Source organism: Streptomyces sp. 4N124 (assembly GCF_052245395.1).
Taxonomy (GTDB): domain Bacteria; phylum Actinomycetota; class Actinomycetes; order Streptomycetales; family Streptomycetaceae; genus Streptomyces.
The window spans coordinates 44357-64209 of sequence record NZ_JBQQBS010000013.1 but is presented as its reverse complement, the minus strand read 5'-3'; the positions used below and the strand labels follow the sequence as shown (position 1 = coordinate 64209).

16 protein-coding genes are annotated in these 19853 nt (G+C 71.2%); 10 read left to right on the top strand and 6 right to left on the bottom strand.

Going from position 1 to position 19853, the window contains the following annotated elements; all coding sequences use genetic code 11:
• Positions 1-157: 157 nt before the first annotated feature.
• Positions 158-952: an FkbM family methyltransferase gene (locus ACTWQO_RS15850; RefSeq protein ID WP_443237955.1), complete on the bottom strand. Its 795-nt coding sequence runs from the start codon at positions 950-952 to the stop codon at positions 158-160.
• Positions 953-1145: 193 nt separating this feature from the next.
• On the opposite strand from ACTWQO_RS15850, the gene ACTWQO_RS15845 reads away from it, so the two are divergent.
• Positions 1146-1325, top strand: coding sequence for a DUF6233 domain-containing protein (locus ACTWQO_RS15845; RefSeq protein WP_443237954.1), 180 nt, complete (start codon positions 1146-1148; stop codon positions 1323-1325).
• A 204-nt stretch (positions 1326-1529) separates the two neighbouring features.
• Here ACTWQO_RS15845 and ACTWQO_RS15840 read toward each other — a convergent pair whose 3' ends face one another.
• The 3 genes from ACTWQO_RS15840 to ACTWQO_RS15830 all read right to left on the bottom strand — a co-directional run bounded on the left by ACTWQO_RS15840 (position 1530) and on the right by ACTWQO_RS15830 (position 4326).
• Positions 1530-2576, bottom strand: coding sequence for a CU044_5270 family protein (locus ACTWQO_RS15840; RefSeq protein WP_443237953.1), 1047 nt, complete (start codon positions 2574-2576; stop codon positions 1530-1532).
• Positions 2573-3226 carry an RNA polymerase sigma factor gene (locus ACTWQO_RS15835; RefSeq protein ID WP_443237952.1) on the bottom strand — a complete coding sequence of 218 codons (654 nt, stop codon included), beginning with the start codon at positions 3224-3226 and terminating at the stop codon, positions 2573-2575. Before ACTWQO_RS15835 ends, ACTWQO_RS15840 begins: the two co-directional genes overlap by 4 nt.
• A gap of 233 nt (positions 3227-3459) precedes the next feature.
• Positions 3460-4326, bottom strand: coding sequence for a bifunctional DNA primase/polymerase (locus ACTWQO_RS15830; protein ID WP_443237951.1), 867 nt, complete (start codon positions 4324-4326; stop codon positions 3460-3462).
• A 366-nt stretch (positions 4327-4692) separates the two neighbouring features.
• On the opposite strand from ACTWQO_RS15830, the gene ACTWQO_RS15825 reads away from it, so the two are divergent.
• The 8 genes from ACTWQO_RS15825 (at position 4693) to ACTWQO_RS15790 (ending at position 12971) form a co-directional block, all read left to right on the top strand.
• Positions 4693-5016 (top strand): hypothetical protein, encoded by a 324-nt coding sequence (locus ACTWQO_RS15825; RefSeq protein WP_301982325.1) that lies wholly within the window; start codon positions 4693-4695, stop codon positions 5014-5016.
• Between the two features lie 224 nt (positions 5017-5240).
• Positions 5241-6416, top strand: coding sequence for an acyl-CoA dehydrogenase family protein (locus ACTWQO_RS15820; protein WP_443237950.1), 1176 nt, complete (start codon positions 5241-5243; stop codon positions 6414-6416).
• Positions 6413-7348, top strand: coding sequence for a bifunctional MaoC family dehydratase N-terminal/OB-fold nucleic acid binding domain-containing protein (locus ACTWQO_RS15815; protein ID WP_443237949.1), 936 nt, complete (start codon positions 6413-6415; stop codon positions 7346-7348). The genes ACTWQO_RS15820 and ACTWQO_RS15815 overlap by 4 nt, the downstream gene beginning before the upstream one ends.
• Before the next feature lies 1 nt (position 7349).
• Positions 7350-8564 (top strand): acyl-CoA dehydrogenase family protein, encoded by a 1215-nt coding sequence (locus ACTWQO_RS15810; protein ID WP_443237948.1) that lies wholly within the window; start codon positions 7350-7352, stop codon positions 8562-8564.
• Complete coding sequence (locus ACTWQO_RS15805) at positions 8552-8998, top strand: MaoC family dehydratase (RefSeq protein WP_443237947.1); 447 nt, start codon at positions 8552-8554, stop codon at positions 8996-8998. The genes ACTWQO_RS15810 and ACTWQO_RS15805 overlap by 13 nt, the downstream gene beginning before the upstream one ends.
• Positions 8995-10158, top strand: a complete 1164-nt coding sequence (locus ACTWQO_RS15800) for a lipid-transfer protein (RefSeq protein ID WP_443237946.1) — start codon at positions 8995-8997, stop codon at positions 10156-10158. The genes ACTWQO_RS15805 and ACTWQO_RS15800 overlap by 4 nt, the downstream gene beginning before the upstream one ends.
• A gap of 285 nt (positions 10159-10443) precedes the next feature.
• On the top strand, positions 10444-10992 hold the full coding sequence (locus ACTWQO_RS15795) for a SigE family RNA polymerase sigma factor (RefSeq protein ID WP_443237945.1): 549 nt from the start codon (positions 10444-10446) through the stop codon (positions 10990-10992).
• Between the two features lie 338 nt (positions 10993-11330).
• Positions 11331-12971 (top strand): long-chain fatty acid--CoA ligase, encoded by a 1641-nt coding sequence (locus tag ACTWQO_RS15790; protein ID WP_443238049.1) that lies wholly within the window; start codon positions 11331-11333, stop codon positions 12969-12971.
• 117 nt (positions 12972-13088) lie between these two features.
• Here the strand turns inward: ACTWQO_RS15790 and ACTWQO_RS15785 are convergent, their stop codons facing one another.
• On the bottom strand, positions 13089-14306 hold the full coding sequence (locus ACTWQO_RS15785) for an MFS transporter (RefSeq protein WP_443237944.1): 1218 nt from the start codon (positions 14304-14306) through the stop codon (positions 13089-13091).
• Between the two features lie 160 nt (positions 14307-14466).
• Here ACTWQO_RS15785 and ACTWQO_RS15780 point away from each other — a divergent pair, with 160 nt between their 5' ends.
• The gene (locus ACTWQO_RS15780; protein WP_443237943.1) at positions 14467-15045 is read left to right on the top strand and encodes a TetR family transcriptional regulator; all 579 of its coding nucleotides are present in this window, start codon (positions 14467-14469) and stop codon (positions 15043-15045) included.
• A gap of 54 nt (positions 15046-15099) precedes the next feature.
• Here the strand turns inward: ACTWQO_RS15780 and ACTWQO_RS15775 are convergent, their stop codons facing one another.
• Positions 15100-19518 (bottom strand): PAS domain-containing protein, encoded by a 4419-nt coding sequence (locus ACTWQO_RS15775; RefSeq protein ID WP_443237942.1) that lies wholly within the window; start codon positions 19516-19518, stop codon positions 15100-15102.
• Positions 19519-19853 lie beyond the last annotated feature (335 nt).

Genomic DNA, 19853 nt, shown 5'->3' with positions numbered 1-19853 from the left:
CGTAGATGGTCACCTTGATCGCGTCATCCGTGGTGCGGAGCAGGACATGCGTCAGTCGGGAACGCACATCATGCTGTGAGCCGGCACCACTTGATCGCCCGGTAACGGATCGATTCCACGGTCCCTTACCGCCTTGAGTGCCGGGTGCTGCGCGTGGTCAGGGCCTGACCGCGAACACCATGCCGATGTCGCCGGCCCGCTGCACCGAGTCCTGCTCGGTGCTGACCGTGAAGCCGTGCGTGAGAAGGACCTCGCAGACTGTGTCGCGGTTCTGCTGCCAGTCCTCCACCTCGACGACGGCCTGGCGGACCAGCGGCCAATGCCGTTCCTCGATGCCTCTGAGTACCTCAAGTTCGGCGCCTTCCACATCGACCTTGAGCAGGTCGATGTGGTCGATGCCCTGCTCGTCGAGCACCGATGACAGGGGCCTGACCTTCACCCGGTGCGTCTCAAGCCGCCGCAGCACCCGCAGCTTGCGGCTGATGAGAAGAGTGAGGATGGGGGCGGGTACGCGGCGCAGGACCGGTCCCAGTCCGCCCTGGCGGATCATTTCGACAACGCTGGCGGTGACCCGGCGCCGCTCATCCTCGATGTTCCCCTGATCCCGCGAGGAGGACGAGAAGATCGTGGCGGCCGGAATGTAGCTGAAATCGAGCTCGTCGTCACGGGAGGCCAGGCCGTAAGGGAGCGCGGTCAGACGTCCGTTGAAGAACTCGCGAGCATTGCGTTCGAGTGTCGCGTGGAGTGGCGGCATCGGCTCGAAGGCGTAGATCCGCACGTCCCCGTCCAGCCGTTCATAGACAGCGGCCGAGAACACACCGATGTTGGCGCCCACGTCGAGTACCGTCGCGCCCGGCGTGCACTCGATGCCGTGGGTGAAGTAGCCGTCCACCTCCTCGCGGAGGAAGGACGCCTCCCAACGATTTATGCTGTGCAGTTCAATCGCACTCATGGTCATGACAAGGTGATGTATCAGGGTTGGAGCCAACAAACCAGCCCGCACCCTTCGCTTCGGCCGCGTCCCAGATCCCCAGCGTGTGACATCGGCCCATTCCCTGAGGGGGGCAGCACACGGGCCCTTCGCCGGTCGACCGTGGGCTAGCCAGGTCGAAACGCCACCTCATCGCCCGCCCGCACCGGAGTGGTTGATCGACCTCGGACTCAACCGGCACGCCCCACCCGTGTACGTGCACGTCGGAGACTGCTGGAACGCGAGCAAGGGCAGCCGGACCGTCAGCCGGGGCAGGCCCGGCGCGCCCTCACCGACGGGTTCAAGGCGTGCCCGCAGTGCCAGCCCGATATGGCCCTGGGGATGCTGGACTTAGAGAGGTCGAATTTGAGGAAATTGGCGCTCCTGGAGTCGATCACAGCCCTCTTGCATGGAGGGGTGCCATGGGCATCCCCCTGGGCCAGAGGGACTCGCTACTACTCGCTGCTGGCCGTTGTGGCAGGTCAGCGTAGGAACGCATACGGAAGGGTGCCCCTCCTACGAGGGGCACCCCTTCCGTATGTGCCGGGAGCGGCGTGGGTCAGCTGTCGGTCGTGGCGGGGTGCGTGTCGACGACCGTGCGTCGCATGACGGCGTGGGTGCCGAGCAGTGTCTCGGCTTTGGTGCCCTTCTTGTCCTTGGTCATGTACGAACGCGATCCGATGTAGGCGAGCTTCTGCTTGTCGAAGATCCACTCGTCGCGCACCGCGGAGGCCGGGTCCTCGCGTGTGATGCCGATGCCGTGACGCCCGGCGGTGTCGACCACGTCGGGGATGACGGTCACGCCGGGAATCCTCGCGGTCGCCTTGTAGAACGCGGCGGCATTCTCCGGCGGCATGATCGTTTCCCCCAGCAGATCGCCGATCTTGCCGAAGACGGCCTGCTCCTTCGACTCGTCGTCGCTCACCTGGGTCTGGGCATAGAGCAGTTCGAGCAGGGCCTCGGGGTCGGTGGGCAGCGAGGCCAGCCACTTGTACGTGGGGCGGTCGATGCCCACCGGGTAGGCGCTGGGGGACTCGATGGGAATGGTCTGACCGGGCATGATGGCGTCCTTCCCGGAGTCGCGCAGCCACCCGGTGATCTTGACCGGGTCGGGGTCCTGCGAGAACCAGGCTTCCCGCTTGTGTACGGCACCGAGCCGCACGGGTCCTCCGAAGGTGCCCTTGTTCGCGCGGACCAGGCTCTCGACGTACACGAACTGGTCGTCCTTCACCGGCGTCGCGTCGGTGGCCATGGACGCGGCGGCGATGCGGTCGAGTGTGACGGACGCGTTGTTCGGCCGGGCCTCTGCGGTCGTGGTCCCCGCTGCCGGCGCGGAACCGTTTCCGCCTCCGGAGAGTGTGACGACCAGTGCGCCGGCCAGTGCCATCGCCGCAACGGGCAACACCACGGCCGTACGCGGGAATCGGCGGCGCGGTGCCGGGGGCGACTGGGTGGAAGTGGAGCTGTCGCGGTCGATCCGCTGCATCAGAACGTCCTTGAAGTGGAGGTGTCTGCTCGGCGGGAGGTCCCATTCGGCCGGGGCCGACAGCAACTCCTCGGCCTCGCTCCGGGCGGAGCCGGCGCTCGGCAGCTTGTCAGCGTTCATGGGGTTTCCTCCTGCAGAAACATGGCCGCGAATGCGGCTTCACCCTCTACCTCTCCGCGACGGTCGGGCAGTTCCGCCCTCTGCTCGGGGTGCTGGGGGTGCTCGGAGCTGAGCCGGGCAAGCCGAGCGCGGGCGCGGGACAGCCGCGATCGCACGGTGCCGACCGGGACGCCGAGCGCCTGGGCCGCCTGCTGATAGTCCAGCCCGGACGCCACGCACAGGGCGAGCACCTCCCGGTCCTGGCGGCGCAGTTGGCTCAGCGCGCGATGGACCACCGCGAGCCGACGCGCGTCGTCGATCCGGCCGGCCGTCTCGTCCGCGAAGTCCTCGACCGGGGGCGGGGCCGGGCTGCGGGCCAGGAAGGCGAGCCGGCGGCGTAGACCACGGTTGGCGTTGCGGGCCTTGTGCGTGGCGATGCCGAGCAGCCACGGCTTGAGCGATCCGCCCTCCGGGGCCACGGTTTCCCGGGTACGCCAGGCGGCGAGGAATGTCTCCGACATCGCCTCCTCGGCCTCCGACCAGTCACCGGTCAGCCGCAGGGCATGGTTGTACACCGCGCGCGCGTGCTGGTCGTACAGCTCGGCGAAGGCCTCACGGTCCCCGGCCCGTATGCGCGTACGTACTGACTCTCCTCGTTCCGTTTCCCTCACACTCGTAACTCTCCGCGGGGCACTGGGGGTTCCAGTGGCCTGCGCCACACTGCGGTCACGTGGGGCCGCCCGGCGCACGACCTGCACGCACGGCCTGCACCCGCACGGCCAGCACCCGGCGCCCGAACGCGGCCGACACCGCCGCTGCACTGCCGACACTGCCTCAGCGCAGGCGCATCGCATCCCAGTGTCGCCTTACGCCGGGGCGCACCGCTGCGCACCCCGGCGCACTCTCACGGCTGATGCCCCGTCATGCGCGCCGCCGACGCGATCGTGGCGCGGGCCTCGCGTTCACTGAGGCCGGTGTTGAGGGCTGCCTCGACAAACGGTTCGACGAGGTCGGGGCCGATGCCGTCCTCGTAGGCGCGGCAAGCCGCCCAGAACAGGCGGGTGTTGCGCTGTCCCTCGTGGGCCGCGAGGACGAACTGGACGAGGCCCTGGCCATGTCCGCCGGTCGACGGGGGCGTGGGGTGGTGGGTGCGGGGCGGTGGGAGGAGGAGGCGCAGGAGGGAGGGCGGGCAGGCCGCGGGGGCGAGGTGCGCGGTGCCCGGGGCGGTGCTGTAGACGCCGTAGTCGGTGCGGGAGCCGGGGCCCACGAGGTAGCCGCCGGCGCCCCGGATGTCGATGCCGGGCGCCAGGCGGCCCGCGGAGTTGGGGACGACGACGTCCGGCGGGCCGCTGAGCCACAGGTGGCGGCCGCCGCTGGGGGTGAGGACGACGACGGTGGCGGGGATCGTGAACAGGTGCCGCAGGGCCAGTTCGCGCAGGGCCGCCGAGGAGTCCGTGCCGGACTTTGTGTCCAGGTCGATGCCGATCAGGTGGTGCGGGGGGAGGCCGCAGGCGATGCCGTAGCCGGTGGCCCAGGGGGCGGCGGCGAACAGTTCGCGGATGCGTGCCGGGTCGGTCGAGGCGTCGTACACCCCATGTCCGAAGCGGCCGCATTCGCCGTGGCAGGGGGGTGCGGTGAGGTCGTCGCGGTGGGGGGAGCGCAGGGCCGGGAGTTTCGTCCGGGACAGGGGGATGACGGCCAGTCCGCGTTCCGCGGCTGACAGGGCGTGTGCGAGGGCCAGCATCGTGGCCTGCCGATCGGTGGTGGCCATACCTCCATGCTCGTACAGGTGTTCGAAAAAAGGAAGAGAGGTCGAGCGCGACTCGCCGCAGTCGGCAGGTTGGCCGGAAACGCGCCGGAACGCTTCACCCCTTGTGGCGCTTGGGATGGATGTGTCCGGCCCGCCCTGACCTGGGGCTGAAGGCAACCAAAGGGGTTTATCGACTTGTCATCACGCTTCAGGGCGAATAGGGGCTTCCGGGGTGGTTCGCCGGGGATTCGGTGGGCAACTCTGATCTTGCGACGTCGTGCACAGCACCGAGGCGGATGGCCAACTGCCTTGGTACAAGCCGTACTTCACGTACCACGCGCACTTTCGGCCCGACGGCCGGTGCGTACCTTGTTCTGGAGGAACAACATGGCAAGCATCCGTACCGCCCGCGTCATCGCCGCCGTTTCCGCCCTTCCGCTCGCCGCGGCCCTCTTCGCCGGCGTCGCGACGGCGGACACCGGCGCCCTCGCGGACGACGGATCGAACGCGACCGCCACCAAGGCCTCCGCCGGCATCATCGGCAGCGGCGTCGGCGACGACAACAACGGCAACTCGTCCACCACGCAGCAGCAGGCGGTGGGCGACGGCGCCTCGAACCAGAGCAACACCGCCCAGGTCGACGGCTCCGCCTTCACGGCCATCAACCAGGGCAACGAGAACGTCGCCGTCGGCTTCGCGCCCCTCTGGTGAGACCGGGAGGGCCGGCCCTCGGGCGCCGGTCCTGAACTCCCTTGTGGGGTGTGCTCTGTGGGGTGGTAACACGTCCGCGCGGCGGTGTTTCGGCACCGCCGCGCAGGCGTTTTCCGCATGAGATAGGCGCTTTTCCGTGTGCGCGCGACGACCTTGACAGCGCACGAAATCTGACGGACAGTCAGAAACCCTCAGCCCGTACGACGTCCCGGAGGGCCGTCCTCGTGCACCTCGCCCCCACCGAGCGCCAGCAGCGGCTGCGCGCCGAGTTGCGTACGTACTTCCGGGCCCTCATGCCGGACGGGCCGCCCCCGGCCGACGAGCACGCGCGCGTGCGTGCACTGCGACGTCGTATCGGCGCGGACGGCTGGCTGGGGCTCGGGTGGCCCGTCGAGTACGGCGGTCAGGGCCGGGGCGCGGACGAGCAGTTCGTGTTCTTCGACGAGGCGTACCGGGCGGGCGCGCCCGTCTCGATGGTCACCCTGAACACGGTCGGGCCGACCCTGATGAAGTACGGCAGCGAGGAGCAGAAGGCCGCCTTCCTGCCGGGCATCCTGCGCGGGGAACTCGTCTTCGCGATCGGCTACAGCGAGCCGTCGGCGGGGACCGACCTGGCGTCGCTGCGGACCCGGGCGGTACGGGACGGCGCCGGCGACTGGCTCGTCGACGGACAGAAGATCTTCACCTCCGGCGCCCAGCACGCCGACTGGATCTGGCTGGCCTGCCGCACCGACCCCGACGCCCCCAAACACCGTGGCATCTCGATCCTCCTCGTCCCCACCGCCGCCCCCGGTTTCTCGTGGACGCCGATCGAGACGGTCGGTGGGCAGACCACGACGGCCACGTACTACGACGCCGTCCGCGTCCCGGCCGGCAACCTCGTCGGCACGGAGAACGAAGGCTGGACGCTCATCACCAACCAGCTCAACCACGAGCGGGTCGCCCTCGCCGCGCTCGGCATGCAAGCCGAGGACTTCTACACGGCCGCGCTGAACGCCGTACGCACCCCCGATCCGGTGACCGGAAGGCGCCGCGTTGACGAGCCGTGGGTGCGCTCGCAGCTGGCCGAGGCACATGCCCGGCTGGCGGCATCGCGCCTGCTCAGCTGGCGTCTGGTGGGGGATGTGGGGGCGGGCCGCCTCGCGCCCGGCGACGCGAGCGGCGTGAAAGTCGCGGGAACCGAATCGGCGGTGGCGGTGTACCGAATATGTCAGCACGCGATCGGGACGGACGGGCTGGCAGGGCTGGTTCGTTCGGGGTCGCCGGGGGTGTTCGGGGACGGCGAGCTGGAGCGGCTGAACAGGGCGGCGCAGATCAACACGTTCGGGGGCGGGGTGAGCGAGGTGCAGCGGGAGATCGTCGCGACGATGCGGCTCGGGATGACGAGGGGGCGGCGGTGAGCGGACAGGGGACGGGGGTGAGCGAGGTGCACGACGAGCTGGGGGTGCGGCTGAAGGCGTTCGAGGGGCGAGCGACCGCCGTCGCGCGCGGGGGCAAGGATCCGGTCAACGAACCGATGATCCGGCACTGGTGCGAGGCGCTGGGCGACACCAACCCGGCGTATTCGGGACCGGACGCCATCGCCCCGCCCACCATGCTCCAGGCATGGACCATGGGCGGCCTCTCCGGACACACAGGACGCTCCCAGGCGTACGACGACCTGCTCACCCTCCTCGACGAGGCGGGCTGCACCTCGGTCGTCGCCACCGACTGCGAGCAGGAGTATCTGCGCCCCCTGCGGCCCGGCGACGAGATCACCTTCGACGCGGTGATCGAGTCGGTGTCGGACCGCAAGACGACGAAGCTGGGCACGGGGTATTTCGTCACGACCCGCATGGACGTCCGGGTGGGACCGGATCTGGTCGGCACCCACCACTTCCGCATCCTCAAGTACGCCCCCGCGCGCAAGACGCCCAAAGCCCCCCGCCCCCGGCCGGTGATCAACCGCGACAACGCCGGCTTCTGGGAAGGAGTGGACCGGCATCAGCTCCTCATCCAGCGCTGCACCGGCTGTGCGACCCTGCGTTTCCCCTGGCTGCCGGGGTGCAACGCATGCGGCGGCCTGGACTGGGACACGGTGGAGTCGAGCGGCGAGGGCACGGTCTATTCGTACGTCGTGATGCACCACCCGCCGTTCCCGGCCCTCGATCCTCCGTATGCCGTCGGCCTGATCGAGCTGGCGGAAGGCGTGCGGATGATCAGCAGCGTGGTGGGGGTGCCGTACGACAAGGTCCGCATCGGACTGCCGGTACGGCTCGAATTCCAGCGGCACGAAGACCCGGGCGGGGCCTTGGTGCTGCCGGTCTTCCGGGTCCACGAGGGCGAGGCCTGACATGGACTTCACGCCCACCCAGGAGCAAGCCGCCGCCCAGGAACTGGCCGCGCGGATCTTCGGCGACCTCGCCACGCACGAACGCCTGACGGCCGCCGGCACAGGCAGCGACCCGGAGCTGTGGAAGGCCCTGTGCGCCGCCGGACTCATCGGCGCCGTCCAGGAGGTGGGCCTGCTGGGCCTCGTCCTCCTCCTGGAGGAGCAGGGCCGCACTACTGCCCAGGTGCCCTTCGCGGCCACATGTGTGTACGGACTGCTGGCAGTGTCGGCCCACGGCACGGCGGAGCAGCGCGAGCGGCTGCTGCCGGGGATCATCGACGGCTCGGTGGTGGTCAGCGGGGCTTTTCCGGCACAGGGAGGGGTACGGGCGACTGTGGGCGGAGAGTCGCCGGTTCCCCTCCAGCAGGGTGTACGGCCCTCCACGCATGCCGAGTTGACCGGCACGATCCCCGTCGTGCCCTGGTTGCGGGACGCCACGCATGTCCTGGTGGCCGACGCGGACCGGAAGCTGTGGCTGGTGCCGACCGCCGGTCATGCGGAGTGGCAACCGGTCGAACTCACCGCGCCCTGGGCGGCGGGACGACTCGTGCTGGAGGGAACCGAAGCCGAGCGGCTCGGCGGGCCCGAAGCCGAACGGCTCGGCGGGCCCGGTGCCGAGCAGCTCAGCGACACTGGCGCCGAACGGCTCAGCGACGTTGGCTCCGAACAGATCGACGGCGTCGGCTCCGAGCACCCCGCCGGCCCCGACGCCTACGCCGACGTCCTCGCCACCGCCCGCACTGCCTTCGCCGGTCTCCAGGCCGGTGTCTGCGCCGGTTCCCTCGCGCGGGCCGTGGCGCACACGAACAGCCGGGAGCAGTTCGGGCGACCGCTCGCCACCAAGCAGGCCGTCCAACTCCGGGCGGCGGACGCGTATATGGACACGGAGGCGATAAGGGTGACGGCGTACGAGGCGGCCTGGCGGCGGGACGCCGGGCTTCCCTACGCCTCACACGCGCTGGCCGCCGCCTGGTGGGCGTCCGAGGCGGGCAGCCGGGTCGTCCACGCGGGCCAGCATCTGCACGGCGGCGCGGGAGCGGACCTGGACCATCCGGTGCACCGGCACTTCCTGTGGGGCCGGCAGCTCGACGCATACCTGGGGTGCGGCGATGAACTGCTTCAGGAACTGGGCGAGTTGATCAAGGAAGGGGAGGAGGGCGAGGCATGGGATCGGTGAGGACCGGCGACCGACTGCCGAAGAATGGCGATCGACTGCCGAGGGCTGGCGACCAACTGCCGCCGCTGGAGATCGAGATCACCCGCACGCTCATCGTGGCCGGAGCGATCGCCTCCCGGGACTACCAGGACGTGCACCACGACGCGGAACTGGCCCGCCAGAAGGGCTCCCCCGACATCTTCATGAACATCCTGACCACCAACGGCCTGGTGGGCCGCTACATCACGGACCACTTCGGCCCGACGGCCGTCCTGCGCAAGGTGGCCATCAGGCTGGGCGCACCCAACTACCCGGGAGACACGATGGTGTTGACGGGGACGGTGGACGAGCTCGACGGCGACACCGCGACGGTTCGGATCGTGGGGGACAACGGCATCGGCAGACATGTGACCGGTACGGTGACGGTCACCGTACCGACGGGGGGTGAGCGATGAGCACCCGAACCCCGGACACCCTCGGCGGGCGGGCCGCGATCGTCGGTATCGGTGCCACCGAGTTCTCCAAGGACTCGGGCCGCAGTGAGCTCCGGCTGGCCGTGGAGGCGGTGCGGGCGGCGCTGGACGACGCGGGGCTGACACCGGGGGACGTGGACGGGATGGTCACGTTCACGATGGACACCAGCCCGGAGATCACGGTGGCCCAGGCCTGCGGGATGGGCGAGCTGTCCTTCTTCTCCCGGGTGCACTACGGCGGCGGGGCGGCCTGCGCGACCGTCCAGCAGGCGGCGCTCGCCATTGCCACGGGCGTGGCCGAGGTGGTGGTCTGCTACCGCGCGTTCAATGAGCGGTCGGGCCGGAGATTCGGCTCCGGAGTGCAGCACCGGGAGCCGTCGGCGGAGGGCGCGGCGCTGGGCTGGTCCCTGCCGTTCGGGCTGCTCACCCCGGCCTCCTGGGTGGCGATGGTGGCTCAGCGGTATCTGCACACCTATGGGCTGACCCCGGAGGTGTTCGGGCAGGTGGCCGTCGTGGACCGCAAGTATGCGGCCACCAACCCGGCGGCGTACTTCCACGGCAGACCGATCACCCTCGCCGACCACGCGGCATCGCGCTGGATCGCCGAACCGCTCAGGCTGCTGGACTGCTGCCAGGAGACGGACGGCGGTCAGGCCATCGTCGTCACCTCCGTGGAGCGGGCCCGCGACCTGCCGAACCACCCGGCGGTCGTCGCAGCCGCCGCCCAGGGGGCGGGGCGCGCCCAGGAGCAGATGACCAGCTTCTATCGGGACGACCTGACCGGACTGCCGGAGATGGGCGTGGTGGCCCGTCGGCTGTGGCGTACTTCCGGGCTCACCCCGGACGACATCGACGTGGGGATCCTGTACGACCACTTCACACCGTTCGTGCTGATGCAGCTGGAGGAGTTCGGGTTCTGCGGAAAGGGCGAGGCGGCTGAGTTCATGGCGGAGGAGCGGCTGCCGGTCAATACGCACGGGGGACAGTTGGGGGAGGCGTATCTGCACGGGATGAACGGGATCGCGGAGGGGGTACGGCAGCTGCGGGGCACATCCGTCAACCAGATGCCGGGGGCCGGCCGGGTCCTGGTGACCGCAGGGACGGGGGTGCCGACATCGGGCCTGGTCCTGGAGGGTGCGTGAGGCAGACGCCGTGGGGAAACCCGGCTCGGGCCGCCGCATGGGGACGGCCGCCGGGGGACCCCCGCGGTGCCGGCCGCACAGGCACGGGGCCCGGCACCGTGCCGGCCGCATAGGCACAGGCACCGGCACCGTGGTCGTAGCCCCAGGGGTAAACCCGCAGTAGGTGTCGTCCTCCGGTCCACCTTCAGGAGGTGCAGTCAGCACCACCCCTACAACCTGAGGGGGAGTGCGCTTCGGGACCTGCGGCCGATCCGCCGGAGAGGGGGTCGCTCATAGCGTGGAGCCATGACCACAACCGTCTGCACCAGCGCTTCCCAAGCCGCGACGCGGTCGCTGACGTACCCGTCGTTCTCGTCGTACGTCAAGGCCCGCCAGCCGGTGCTGCTGCGTACCGCTCGGTCGCTCACCGCGAACCCGAGCGACGCGGAGGATCTGCTGCAGACGGCGCTCACCAAGACCTACGTCGCCTGGGAGCGGATCGAGGACCACCGCGCGCTCGACGGCTATGTGCGCCGGGCGCTGCTGAACACCCGGACGTCGCAGTGGCGCAAGCGCAAGGTCGACGAGTTCGCCTGCGACGAGCTGCCGGAGCCCGAGCCGGTCCCCGGCGGGAACGACCCGGCCGAGCAGCAGGCGCTGCACGACGCGATGTGGCGGGCGATCTCCAAACTGCCCGCACGGCAGCGCGCGATGGTCGTCCTGCGGTACTACGAGGACCTCAGCGAAGCCCAGACGGCCGAGGTGCTCGGCGTCTCGGTGGGCACGGTGAAGTCGGCGGTGTCCCGCGCCCTCGGCAAGCTGCGCGAGGACCCGGAGCTGGGGCTGGTCCGCTGAGCGCTCCGCTGGAAGTCCGGTGCGTCGGCTGCGGGTCCGTCGTGGCTCGTCGCTCCCCCACTCTCGGCTTCGCTCGAGCGGGGGGGGGGACCCCATGAGCGGGGGACCCCCATGAGCGGGGGACCCCCATGAGCGGGGGACCCCCATGAGCGGGGGGACCCCATCGCGGCGGAGTCGCATGTAGATACAGCCCCACCCCGGTGAACGCAACGTGACGTGACCGACGTGATCGATCACCCGCGCCTAGTGACATACCGCGCGGTATGTGAGCAGAATCAGCGCAACCCTTACTACCGCGTAGGCAATGTCGCCCCCGGGAGGACGCCGTGCTGAGCACCATGCAGGACGTACCGCTGCTGATCTCGAGGATCCTGACCCACGGGTCGACGATCCACGGCACATCACAGGTGATCACCTGGACCGGCGAGGAGCCCCAGCGGCGTTCCTTCGCCGAGGTCGGAGCACGGGCGGCCCAGCTGGCGCACGCCCTGCGCGACGACCTCGGGGTCACGGACGACGAGCGCGTGGCGACGCTGATGTGGAACAACGCCGAGCACGTCGAGGCGTACTTCGCGATCCCCTCCATGGGCGCGGTCCTGCACACGCTGAACCTGCGCCTCCCGGCCGAGCAGCTCGCCTGGATCGTGAACCACGCCGCCGACCGCGTGGTGATCGTCAACTGTTCGCTGCTGCCGCTGCTCGCCCCGCTGCTGCCGCACCTCAAGACGATCGAGCACGTGGTGGTGTCCGGCCCCGGCGACCTGTCGCTGCTCGCGGACGTCGCCCCGCGGGTGCACGCGTACGAGGAGCTGATCGCCGGGAAGCCGACGACGTACGACTGGCCGGAGCTGGACGAGCGCCAGGCCGCGGCCATGTGCTACACCTCCGGGACGACGGGCGACCCGAAGGGCGTGGTGTACAGCCACCGTTCGATCTACTTGCACTCCATGCAGGTCAACATGGCCCAGTCGATGGGCCTGACGGACCAGGACATCTCGCTGGCGGTGGTCCCCCAGTTCCACGTCAACGCCTGGGGCCTGCCGCACGCGACCTTCATGACCGGCGTGAACGTGCTGATGCCGGACCGCTTCCTGCAGCCCGCCCCGCTCGCCGAGATGATCGAGCGCGAGAAGCCGACGCACGCGGCCGCCGTCCCCACCATCTGGCAGGGACTGCTCGCCGAGCTGACCGCCCGCCCACGTGATGTCTCCTCCCTCACCCAGGTCACCATCGGCGGCTCGGCCTGTCCGCCCTCGCTCATGGAGGCGTTCGACAAGCTCGGCATGCGGGTCTGCCACGCGTGGGGCATGACGGAGACCTCCCCGCTCGGCACCATCGCCCGCCCGCCGGCCCACGCGGTCGGCACCGAGGAGGAGTTCGCCTACCGCCTCACCCAGGGCCGCTTCCCCGCCGGCGTCGAGGCCCGCCTCACCGGCCCCGGCGGCGAGCGTCTCCCCTGGGACGGCGAGTCCGCGGGCGAGCTGGAGGTCCGCGGCCCGTGGATCGCGGGCGCCTACTACAACGGCCCGGGGGCCGAACCCCTGCGTCCCGCCGACAAGTTCAGCGAGGACGGCTGGCTGAAGACGGGCGACGTCGGCACGATCTCCGCCGACGGCTTCCTCACCCTCACCGACCGCGCCAAGGACGTCATCAAGTCCGGCGGCGAGTGGATCTCCTCGGTCGAGCTGGAGAACGCGCTGATGTCCCACCCGGACGTCGCCGAGGCCGCCGTCGTCGCCGTCCCCGACGACAAGTGGGGCGAACGCCCGCTCGCCACGGTCGTACTGAAGGAGGGCGCCGCCGCCGACTTCGAGACCCTGCGCGCCTTCCTCGCCGGCGAGGGCAAGATCGCCAAGTGGCAGCTCCCGGAGCGCTGGACCATCATCGAGGCCGTCCCGAAGACGAGCGTCGGCAAGTTCGACAAGAAGGTCCTGCGCAGGCAGTACGCCGACGGCAAGCTGGACGTCACCAAGCTCTGAGGATGGCGGCCTACGCCGGGCAGGGCACCCACCGTCCCCGCCCGGCGCACGCCCGCGTCAACGTCGTATCGAACTCGGGCGCCTGCCCCACGCCGTATCGAACTGGGAGGCCCGACCTCACCGCCGTATCGAAGTAGTCACCCACCCCAACACCAGCCACACCCCCGCCACCGCGCACACCCCGCCCCAGCCCCAGTGGCTGAAGGCGCTCCCCGCGAGCGCGGAAGCGATCGCGCCGCCCGCGAAACCGGCCACGACGTAGGCGGTGTTGGCGGTGGCCGGGGTGGAGGTGGTGGTCAGGGCGAGCGTCTGGTTGGCGATGTGGGAGGCGACCAGGGCCGCGTGGATCACGATGGCGGCGACGAACAGGGCCCACATCACCTGCCCACCGAGCCAGAAGAGCGGCACGGACACGGCGGCGAGGAGAAACGCGGACCGTACGACCTTGGCGGCGCCGAAGCGGTCGACGAGGCCGCCCGCCAGCGGCGCGACCGCGCTGGCCGCGAGACCGAAGAGGCCGAAGAGCCCGGCGGTGGCGGTGGTCAGGTCGTACGACTCCCCGGTCAGCAACAGGGCGAGCGAGGTCCACAGGGCGCTCCAGGCGCCGTACATCCCGGCCTGCCGCAGGCAGGCGCGCCACAGGTCGGGCGAGCGGCGCACGACTCCCGGCAGCGAGACGAGCCCGGCGAACAGCGGGCCCGTGCGCCGACGCCCCTCGTCCGGCAGGACGAGCGCGGTGGCCAGGCCGAGCACGGCCGTCAGGACCGCGGCCCCGATGAACACCACCCGCCAGCCGAAGGCCTCCCCGACCAGCCCGCCGAGCACTCGCGCGGCGACGATCCCGGTGAACAGCCCCGCGATGACGGCGGCGACATGCCGGGCGCGACGTGCGGCAGGGGCACGGGCCGCGACCAGCGGAACGAGCAGTTGGGGTACGACCGTGGCGGCGGAGGCGATGAACACGGCGGCCGCGAGGGCGTTCGTGCCGGGGGCCGCCGCACCCGCGAGCAGCGCCAGCGTGGTGGCCAGGGAGAGCACGGTGACCAGGCGACGTCGGTTCACGCTGTCGCCGAGCGGGGCGAAGAAGAGGAGGCCGGCGGCGTAGCCGAACTGCGCGACCGAGGCGATCCAGGCCACGGCCGAGGGCGTCGTGCCGAAGTCGCGGGCGATGAGGGGGAGCAGTGGGGCGGCGATGTAGATGTTGGCGGCCGTGACGGCGGTGCAGACCGCGATGAGGACGAGGAAGAGGGTGGGGGCCTTGGATTCCCGGCCCTGATGGGCTCGGGGGCCTTGCGGGGCGGGGGCCAGGGTCTCGCTGGGAACGGCTGACGACATGACCGGAGAGACTCCTTCGAGTGGGCTCCGTCGAGTCGGACTCCCCTTCGAGCCCGCTCTAACAACTAACTGGTTGGTTGATGACTGGAGCAACAGCGTGCACCGTCCACGAATTCCTGTCAACCAAACAGTTGGTTACCTGTCCCGCTACCCTGTCCCCATGGCAGCACGAGACCCCGAAGCCACCAGGGCCCGGATCTTCGACGCCGCGGTCGCCGAGTTCGCCCGGTACGGCATCGCGGGCGCCCGTATGGACCGCATCGCCACCGCGGCCAGGGCCAACAAGCAGCTGATCTACGCCTACTTCGGCAACAAGGCCGAGCTGTTCGCGCGCGTGCTTGAGAAGAAGATGCTGGACCTCGCCGTCTCCGTCCCGGTCGACCCGGACGACATCGAGGGCTGGATCGACCGCCTGATGGACTACCACGCCGCCCACCCCGAGCTGCTGCGCCTGCTCTTCTGGGAGGGCCTGGAGTACGGCACCGCGGAACTGCCCGACGAGTCCGAACGCCAGGACCACTACGCCCGCAAGGTCGCCGCCCTCCAGGACGGCCAGGACCGGGGCGTCGTCACCGAAGCCATCCCGGCCCGCGACCTGCTGTTCCTCCTGACCGCGCTGGCCAACTGGACCATGGTCGTCCCCCAGATGAGCCGCATCCTGGTCGGCGGCGAGGACAACGACCGCGACCGCTTGCGGGCGTCGATCAAGGAGGCGGCGCGGAGACTGACGGCCCGCTAGGACCTCCGATAGGACCCGTCCGGCGAATCAGCAGCCCCGCCCCTGCCGCACGCCCTAGTTCGTCCCGATCCGCGCGAGCAGGTCCACGATCCGGCTCTGTACCTCCGTACTGGTGGACCGCTCGGCGAGGAACAACACGGTCTCGCCCGACGCCAGCCGCGGCAGATCGGCCTGGTCGACGGCGGCGGTGTAGACGACGAGCGGGGTGCGGTTGAGCTGCCCGTTCGCACGCAGCCAGTCGACGATCCCGGCCTGCCGCCGATGCACCTGCATCAGGTCCATCACAACGAGATTCGGCCGGAACTGCCCCGCCAGCGTCACCGCGTCCGCATCGCTCGCCGCCCGCGCCACCTGCATCCCGCGCCGCTCCAGCGTCGCGGTCAGCGCGAGCGCGATCTCCGCGTGCTCCTCGATCAACAGCACACGCGGCGGATGCTGCTCACTGTCGCGGGGCGCCAGCGCCTTCAGGAGTACGGCCGGGTCGGCGCCGTACGCCGCTTCCCGCGTCGCCTGTCCGAGCCCGGCCGTGACCATCACCGGCACCTGCGCGGCCCCGGCCGCCTGCCGCAACGACTGAAGTGCCGTCCGGGTGATCGGCCCGGTCAGCGGATCGACGAACAGCGCGGCGGGGAAAGCCGCGATCTGCGCGTCGACCTCCTCGCGCGAGTTCACGATCACCGGCCGGTACCCGCGATCGCTCAGGGCCTGCTGCGTGGTCACGTCCGGCGCGGGCCACACCAGCAGCCGGCGCGGATTGTCCAGCGGCTCCGGCGGCAACTCGTCGTCCATCGGCTGCGGTCGCGGCGGTTCCTTCACCTCGACGGCCCCACCGGGACCGTCCAGCGGCTCGGGCCCCTCGGCGGCGTTCTCGTCCGGTGCCCCTATGGCGTACGACCGTCCGGCGGCCTCGGTGGACTGCGCCAGCCGGGATCCGCGCGCCGACGTCTGCTCGCCCGAGGGATGCGGCCGGGCCGCCTGGTCGGGTCGGTCGGGCGGCGTCCCCAGCTTCCGCCGCCGGCCGCCGCTCGTCTGCGGCGAGGCCGGCAGGGCCGCCGGCGCGGAAGCCGCCTGCTGCACCTGCGCCGCCTGCCTGCTGAACGGCACCCCCTGCCCCAACGTCCGCACACTGATCGCCCGCCCCTGCGTGGAGTTGGGGTCCACGGGAGCGGCGGCGGTCGCCTCGGCGGGCAGCGGCTGCGCGGCCCGCTGCGGCGCGGCGGCGTTCTCGGGCGGCAGGGGCGCGTTCGGCGGTACGGGGGTGGCGGTGCCGTTGGGAGGCACGGCGGCGCCGGTCGGGTTCGGCGGCATCGGCGCGGGGGTGGCTGCGTTCGCCGGTACGGGGGCGCCCGCGCCGGAGCTGGTGTCGGCCGTGGCCCACGGCTGGGCGGGCGTGCCCTGAGGCCCACCGGCCTGCACGCCGGGCGCGGCTTCCGCGGGGAGCGGCTGACCGGGGGCGGTGTGCGGGCCAGGGCCTGCCGTCTGGACGCCGGCCGCCTGCGGAGCGGGGGAGTTCTGCGCGGGGGTGCCCGGGGCGACTTGGGCAGCGGGTGCTGGACCTGCCTGCGCGGGGACCGGCTGCTGCGTGGCCGGGCCTGCCTGCACCGGCTGACCGGGGGGCGTCGTTACGGCCTGAGGCTGAGCCGCGGCACCCTGCGGGGCCACGTTCACGACGGGTTGACCGGGGACGGCTGGTTGTCCTGGCTGGGGTGCACCGGGGACTGGCTGCCCTGCGGAGGCTGAGGCTGCGCCTTGGATCGCCGGCGTTGACGGCATCGGTTGCCCCTGGGGCGCCTGTCCGGAAACCGGTTGCCCTTGGGGCGCGAGTGGCGGAACCGGTTGTCCCGGTGCCGCCGGCGTCGCCGGGACCGGCTGCCCGGGTGTCGCTTGCACGGCCTGCCCCGTCTGCACGGGCACACCCTGCCCGGCGCCCTGCTGCACCGGAGCCCCCGTCGGCTCCGCCGCTGGAGCCGCCGGCTGAGCGACCGCCCTCCGCCGACGTCCCGTCGGCGCGTTCGCGGGGTGCGGCTGTGGCGGGGTGTGGTCGTCGGACTGGTCGTGCGGTACGGCGTCGTGCCGACCGTCGTCGATCTGGGCGTCCCCGGACACACCGGGAGCGGGAATCTGTACGGGCGCCTGCCCCTCGGAGCTGACGGGCGCCCGGTCGGCCTCGGCGGGCGGCAGGGCGAACACCGCGCGCGGGGCCGCTTCCTGAGCGGCGGCACGTTCGTTGGCGGCGGCCAGGGCACGCCGACGCCGCCCGGTCGGCTGCGCGTTCTCCGTGGCGGTCCCGTTGGGAGCAGCGGGCAGCGCGGCCGGCAACGCCTGCTGGGCCCGCTGCCCCGCGGGCACTGCACCACCGTCGGACGTAGGCACGCCCCGCGGCGGCACCGTACCGCCCAGGCCGGACCCGGAGGCCGCGGCCCCGGCGGCATGCTCGGCGGCCGTGACGACGGCACCCTCGGACACCCCGGCAGTGAGTTCGAGGCCCGAACCGGGCACCGTACCCGCGTCCGCACCCTCGGCAGGCCGCCCCCGCCGCCGCCCAGTACCGCCGGACCCGTCGCCCGAAGCCTGAGCCGGAACAACGGCCGTACCCGCAGCCGTACCCGCCCCCTCGGCCTCGGCCGCACGCCTCCTGCGCCGCCCGGTGGGCGCCGAACCCTCGGAGCCACCGGACTCGCCGCCGCCCGGCACCTCGCTCTCCAGGAAGGCGTCCACGGAGGACCGCCGGGCCCGCCGCCGCCCGCCGACGGAGGTCTGCTCGGCCTCCTGCGGCTCAGCAGCCGCGATGGCCGGCGTCGGCACGGCCCCCGCCCCGCCGCCGATCGGCACCTCGAGGACGAACGAGCTCCCGCTCATCCCCGGCACCTCATGCGTCTGCAGCACACCGCCGTGCGCCCGCACGATCCCGCGGACGATCGGCTCATGCACCGGGTCTCCCCCGGCGTACGGCCCGCGCACCTCGATCCGTACGACCTCACCGCGCTGAGCCGCCGCCACCACAACGGTGTTGTCCATATAACCGCCCGCGGACACGGGCGAGTTGCCGGTCGCGTCGACTCCGGCGACATCCGCGACGAGATGCGCGAGCGCGGTGGCGAGGCGGGCCGGATCGACCTCGGCCTCGATGGGCGGCGCGTGGACGGCGAACTGCACGCGCCCCGGCCCGATCAGCTCGACGGCCCCGTCGACACCGGCGGCGACGACGGCGTCGAGCATCACCTTCGTACGGACGATCTGCTCGCTGCCCGCGTCGATCAGCTGATACGCGAGGACGTTGTCGATGAGCTGGGTGATCCGCGAGTACCCGGCGGACAGATGATGCAGCACCTGGTTGGCCTCGGGCCACAGCTGCCCGGCGTCATCGGCGGCAAGCGCCGACAGCTCCCGCCGCAGTTCGTCGAGCGGCCCGCGCAGGGACCGCCCGAGCAGCGTCAGCAGTTGCTCATGCCGCCCGGCGAGCGCCTCGAACCGGTCCTTCTCGCGCTCGGCGAGCGCGGCGTACCGGTCCTCGCCGGCCGCGAGCTCCTCCTCGTGCTGCTCGCGCAGCTCCTCGAGCTCGGCGACGTGCTGCTGGCGCAGCGCGGTGAGATCGGAGGCGTGCTCTTCGCCGAGCCGCTCCAGTTCCTGAGCGTGGCTCGTGTCAGCGGCGGCCTTCTCCTCGGCGAGGCTGTCGTACGGCCGCCGGTCGGTGAAGGTCAGCACGGCACCGACGAGCTGGTCGCCGTCGCGCACCGGCGCGGTCGTCAGGTCGACCGGGACCTTCTCGCCCTTCTTCGACCACAACACCTGCCCGCGCACCCGGTGCTTGCGTCCGGAGCGCAGCGTGTCGGCGAGCGGGGACTCCGCGTACGGGAACGGCGTGCCGTCGGCGCGCGAGTGCAGCATGAGGTCGTGCAGCTCGCGCCCGCCGAGATCACTGGCCCGATAACCCAGTATCTGAGCGGCGGCCGGATTGACGAGCACGATCCGCCCGTCGGTGTCCGTCCCCACCACGCCCTCGGAGGCGGCCCGCAGAATCATCTCGGTCTGCCGCTGGGACCGTGCCAGCTCGGCCTCGGTGTCAACAGTCCCCGACAGATCCCGTACGACGAGCATCAGCAGCTCGTCGGAGGTGTAGCCGTAGCCGTCGTAGGCCTGCTGCCCGTTCTCCAGGTTCGCGCTGGTGACCTCGACGGGGAACTCGCTGCCGTCCGTCCGGCGGGCGATCATCCGCGTCGGCTTGGTCCGCCCGCGCGGATCCATGTGATCGGGCCGCCGCATGGACCCCGGGATGAGCTTGGAGTCAAACTCCGGCAGCAGGTCGAGCAGTCCCCGCCCGACGAGCGCGGTCCCCGGCGTTTCAAACGCCTCGAGCGCGATGGTGTTGGCATTCACGACGGTCCCATTGGCGTTGACCAGCACCAACGCGTCGGGAAGCGCGTCCAGTATGGCTGCGAGGCGAGCAGCGCCTCGGGATGGCCTGCTGCTCACGAGACGCTTCCTCCCTGTTACCGCACCTTGCCCACCGCTCCGGCCATCTTGCCAACCCGCCCGCGGTGTGTCACGCGAGGGAGTCTAAGGGCTGCGGTTGCGCTCGCGACGCCGGATGAGAGGGAGGTCGCACGACGAAGTGACGACGACGTGACGCGGAAGACGACCCTGAACGCGTGACCCTGCGTTTTCGCCCACCCTCACGTCGCGAGACCTTCGCGGGACCTTTACGGCACCTCTGATTCCGTCATGGAGTGCTTATGAGGCAGGCCTTGAGATACCCACGAGGTTGACGTCACACCGATGTCGCCGAAGTCGCTGATGTCGCCGACATC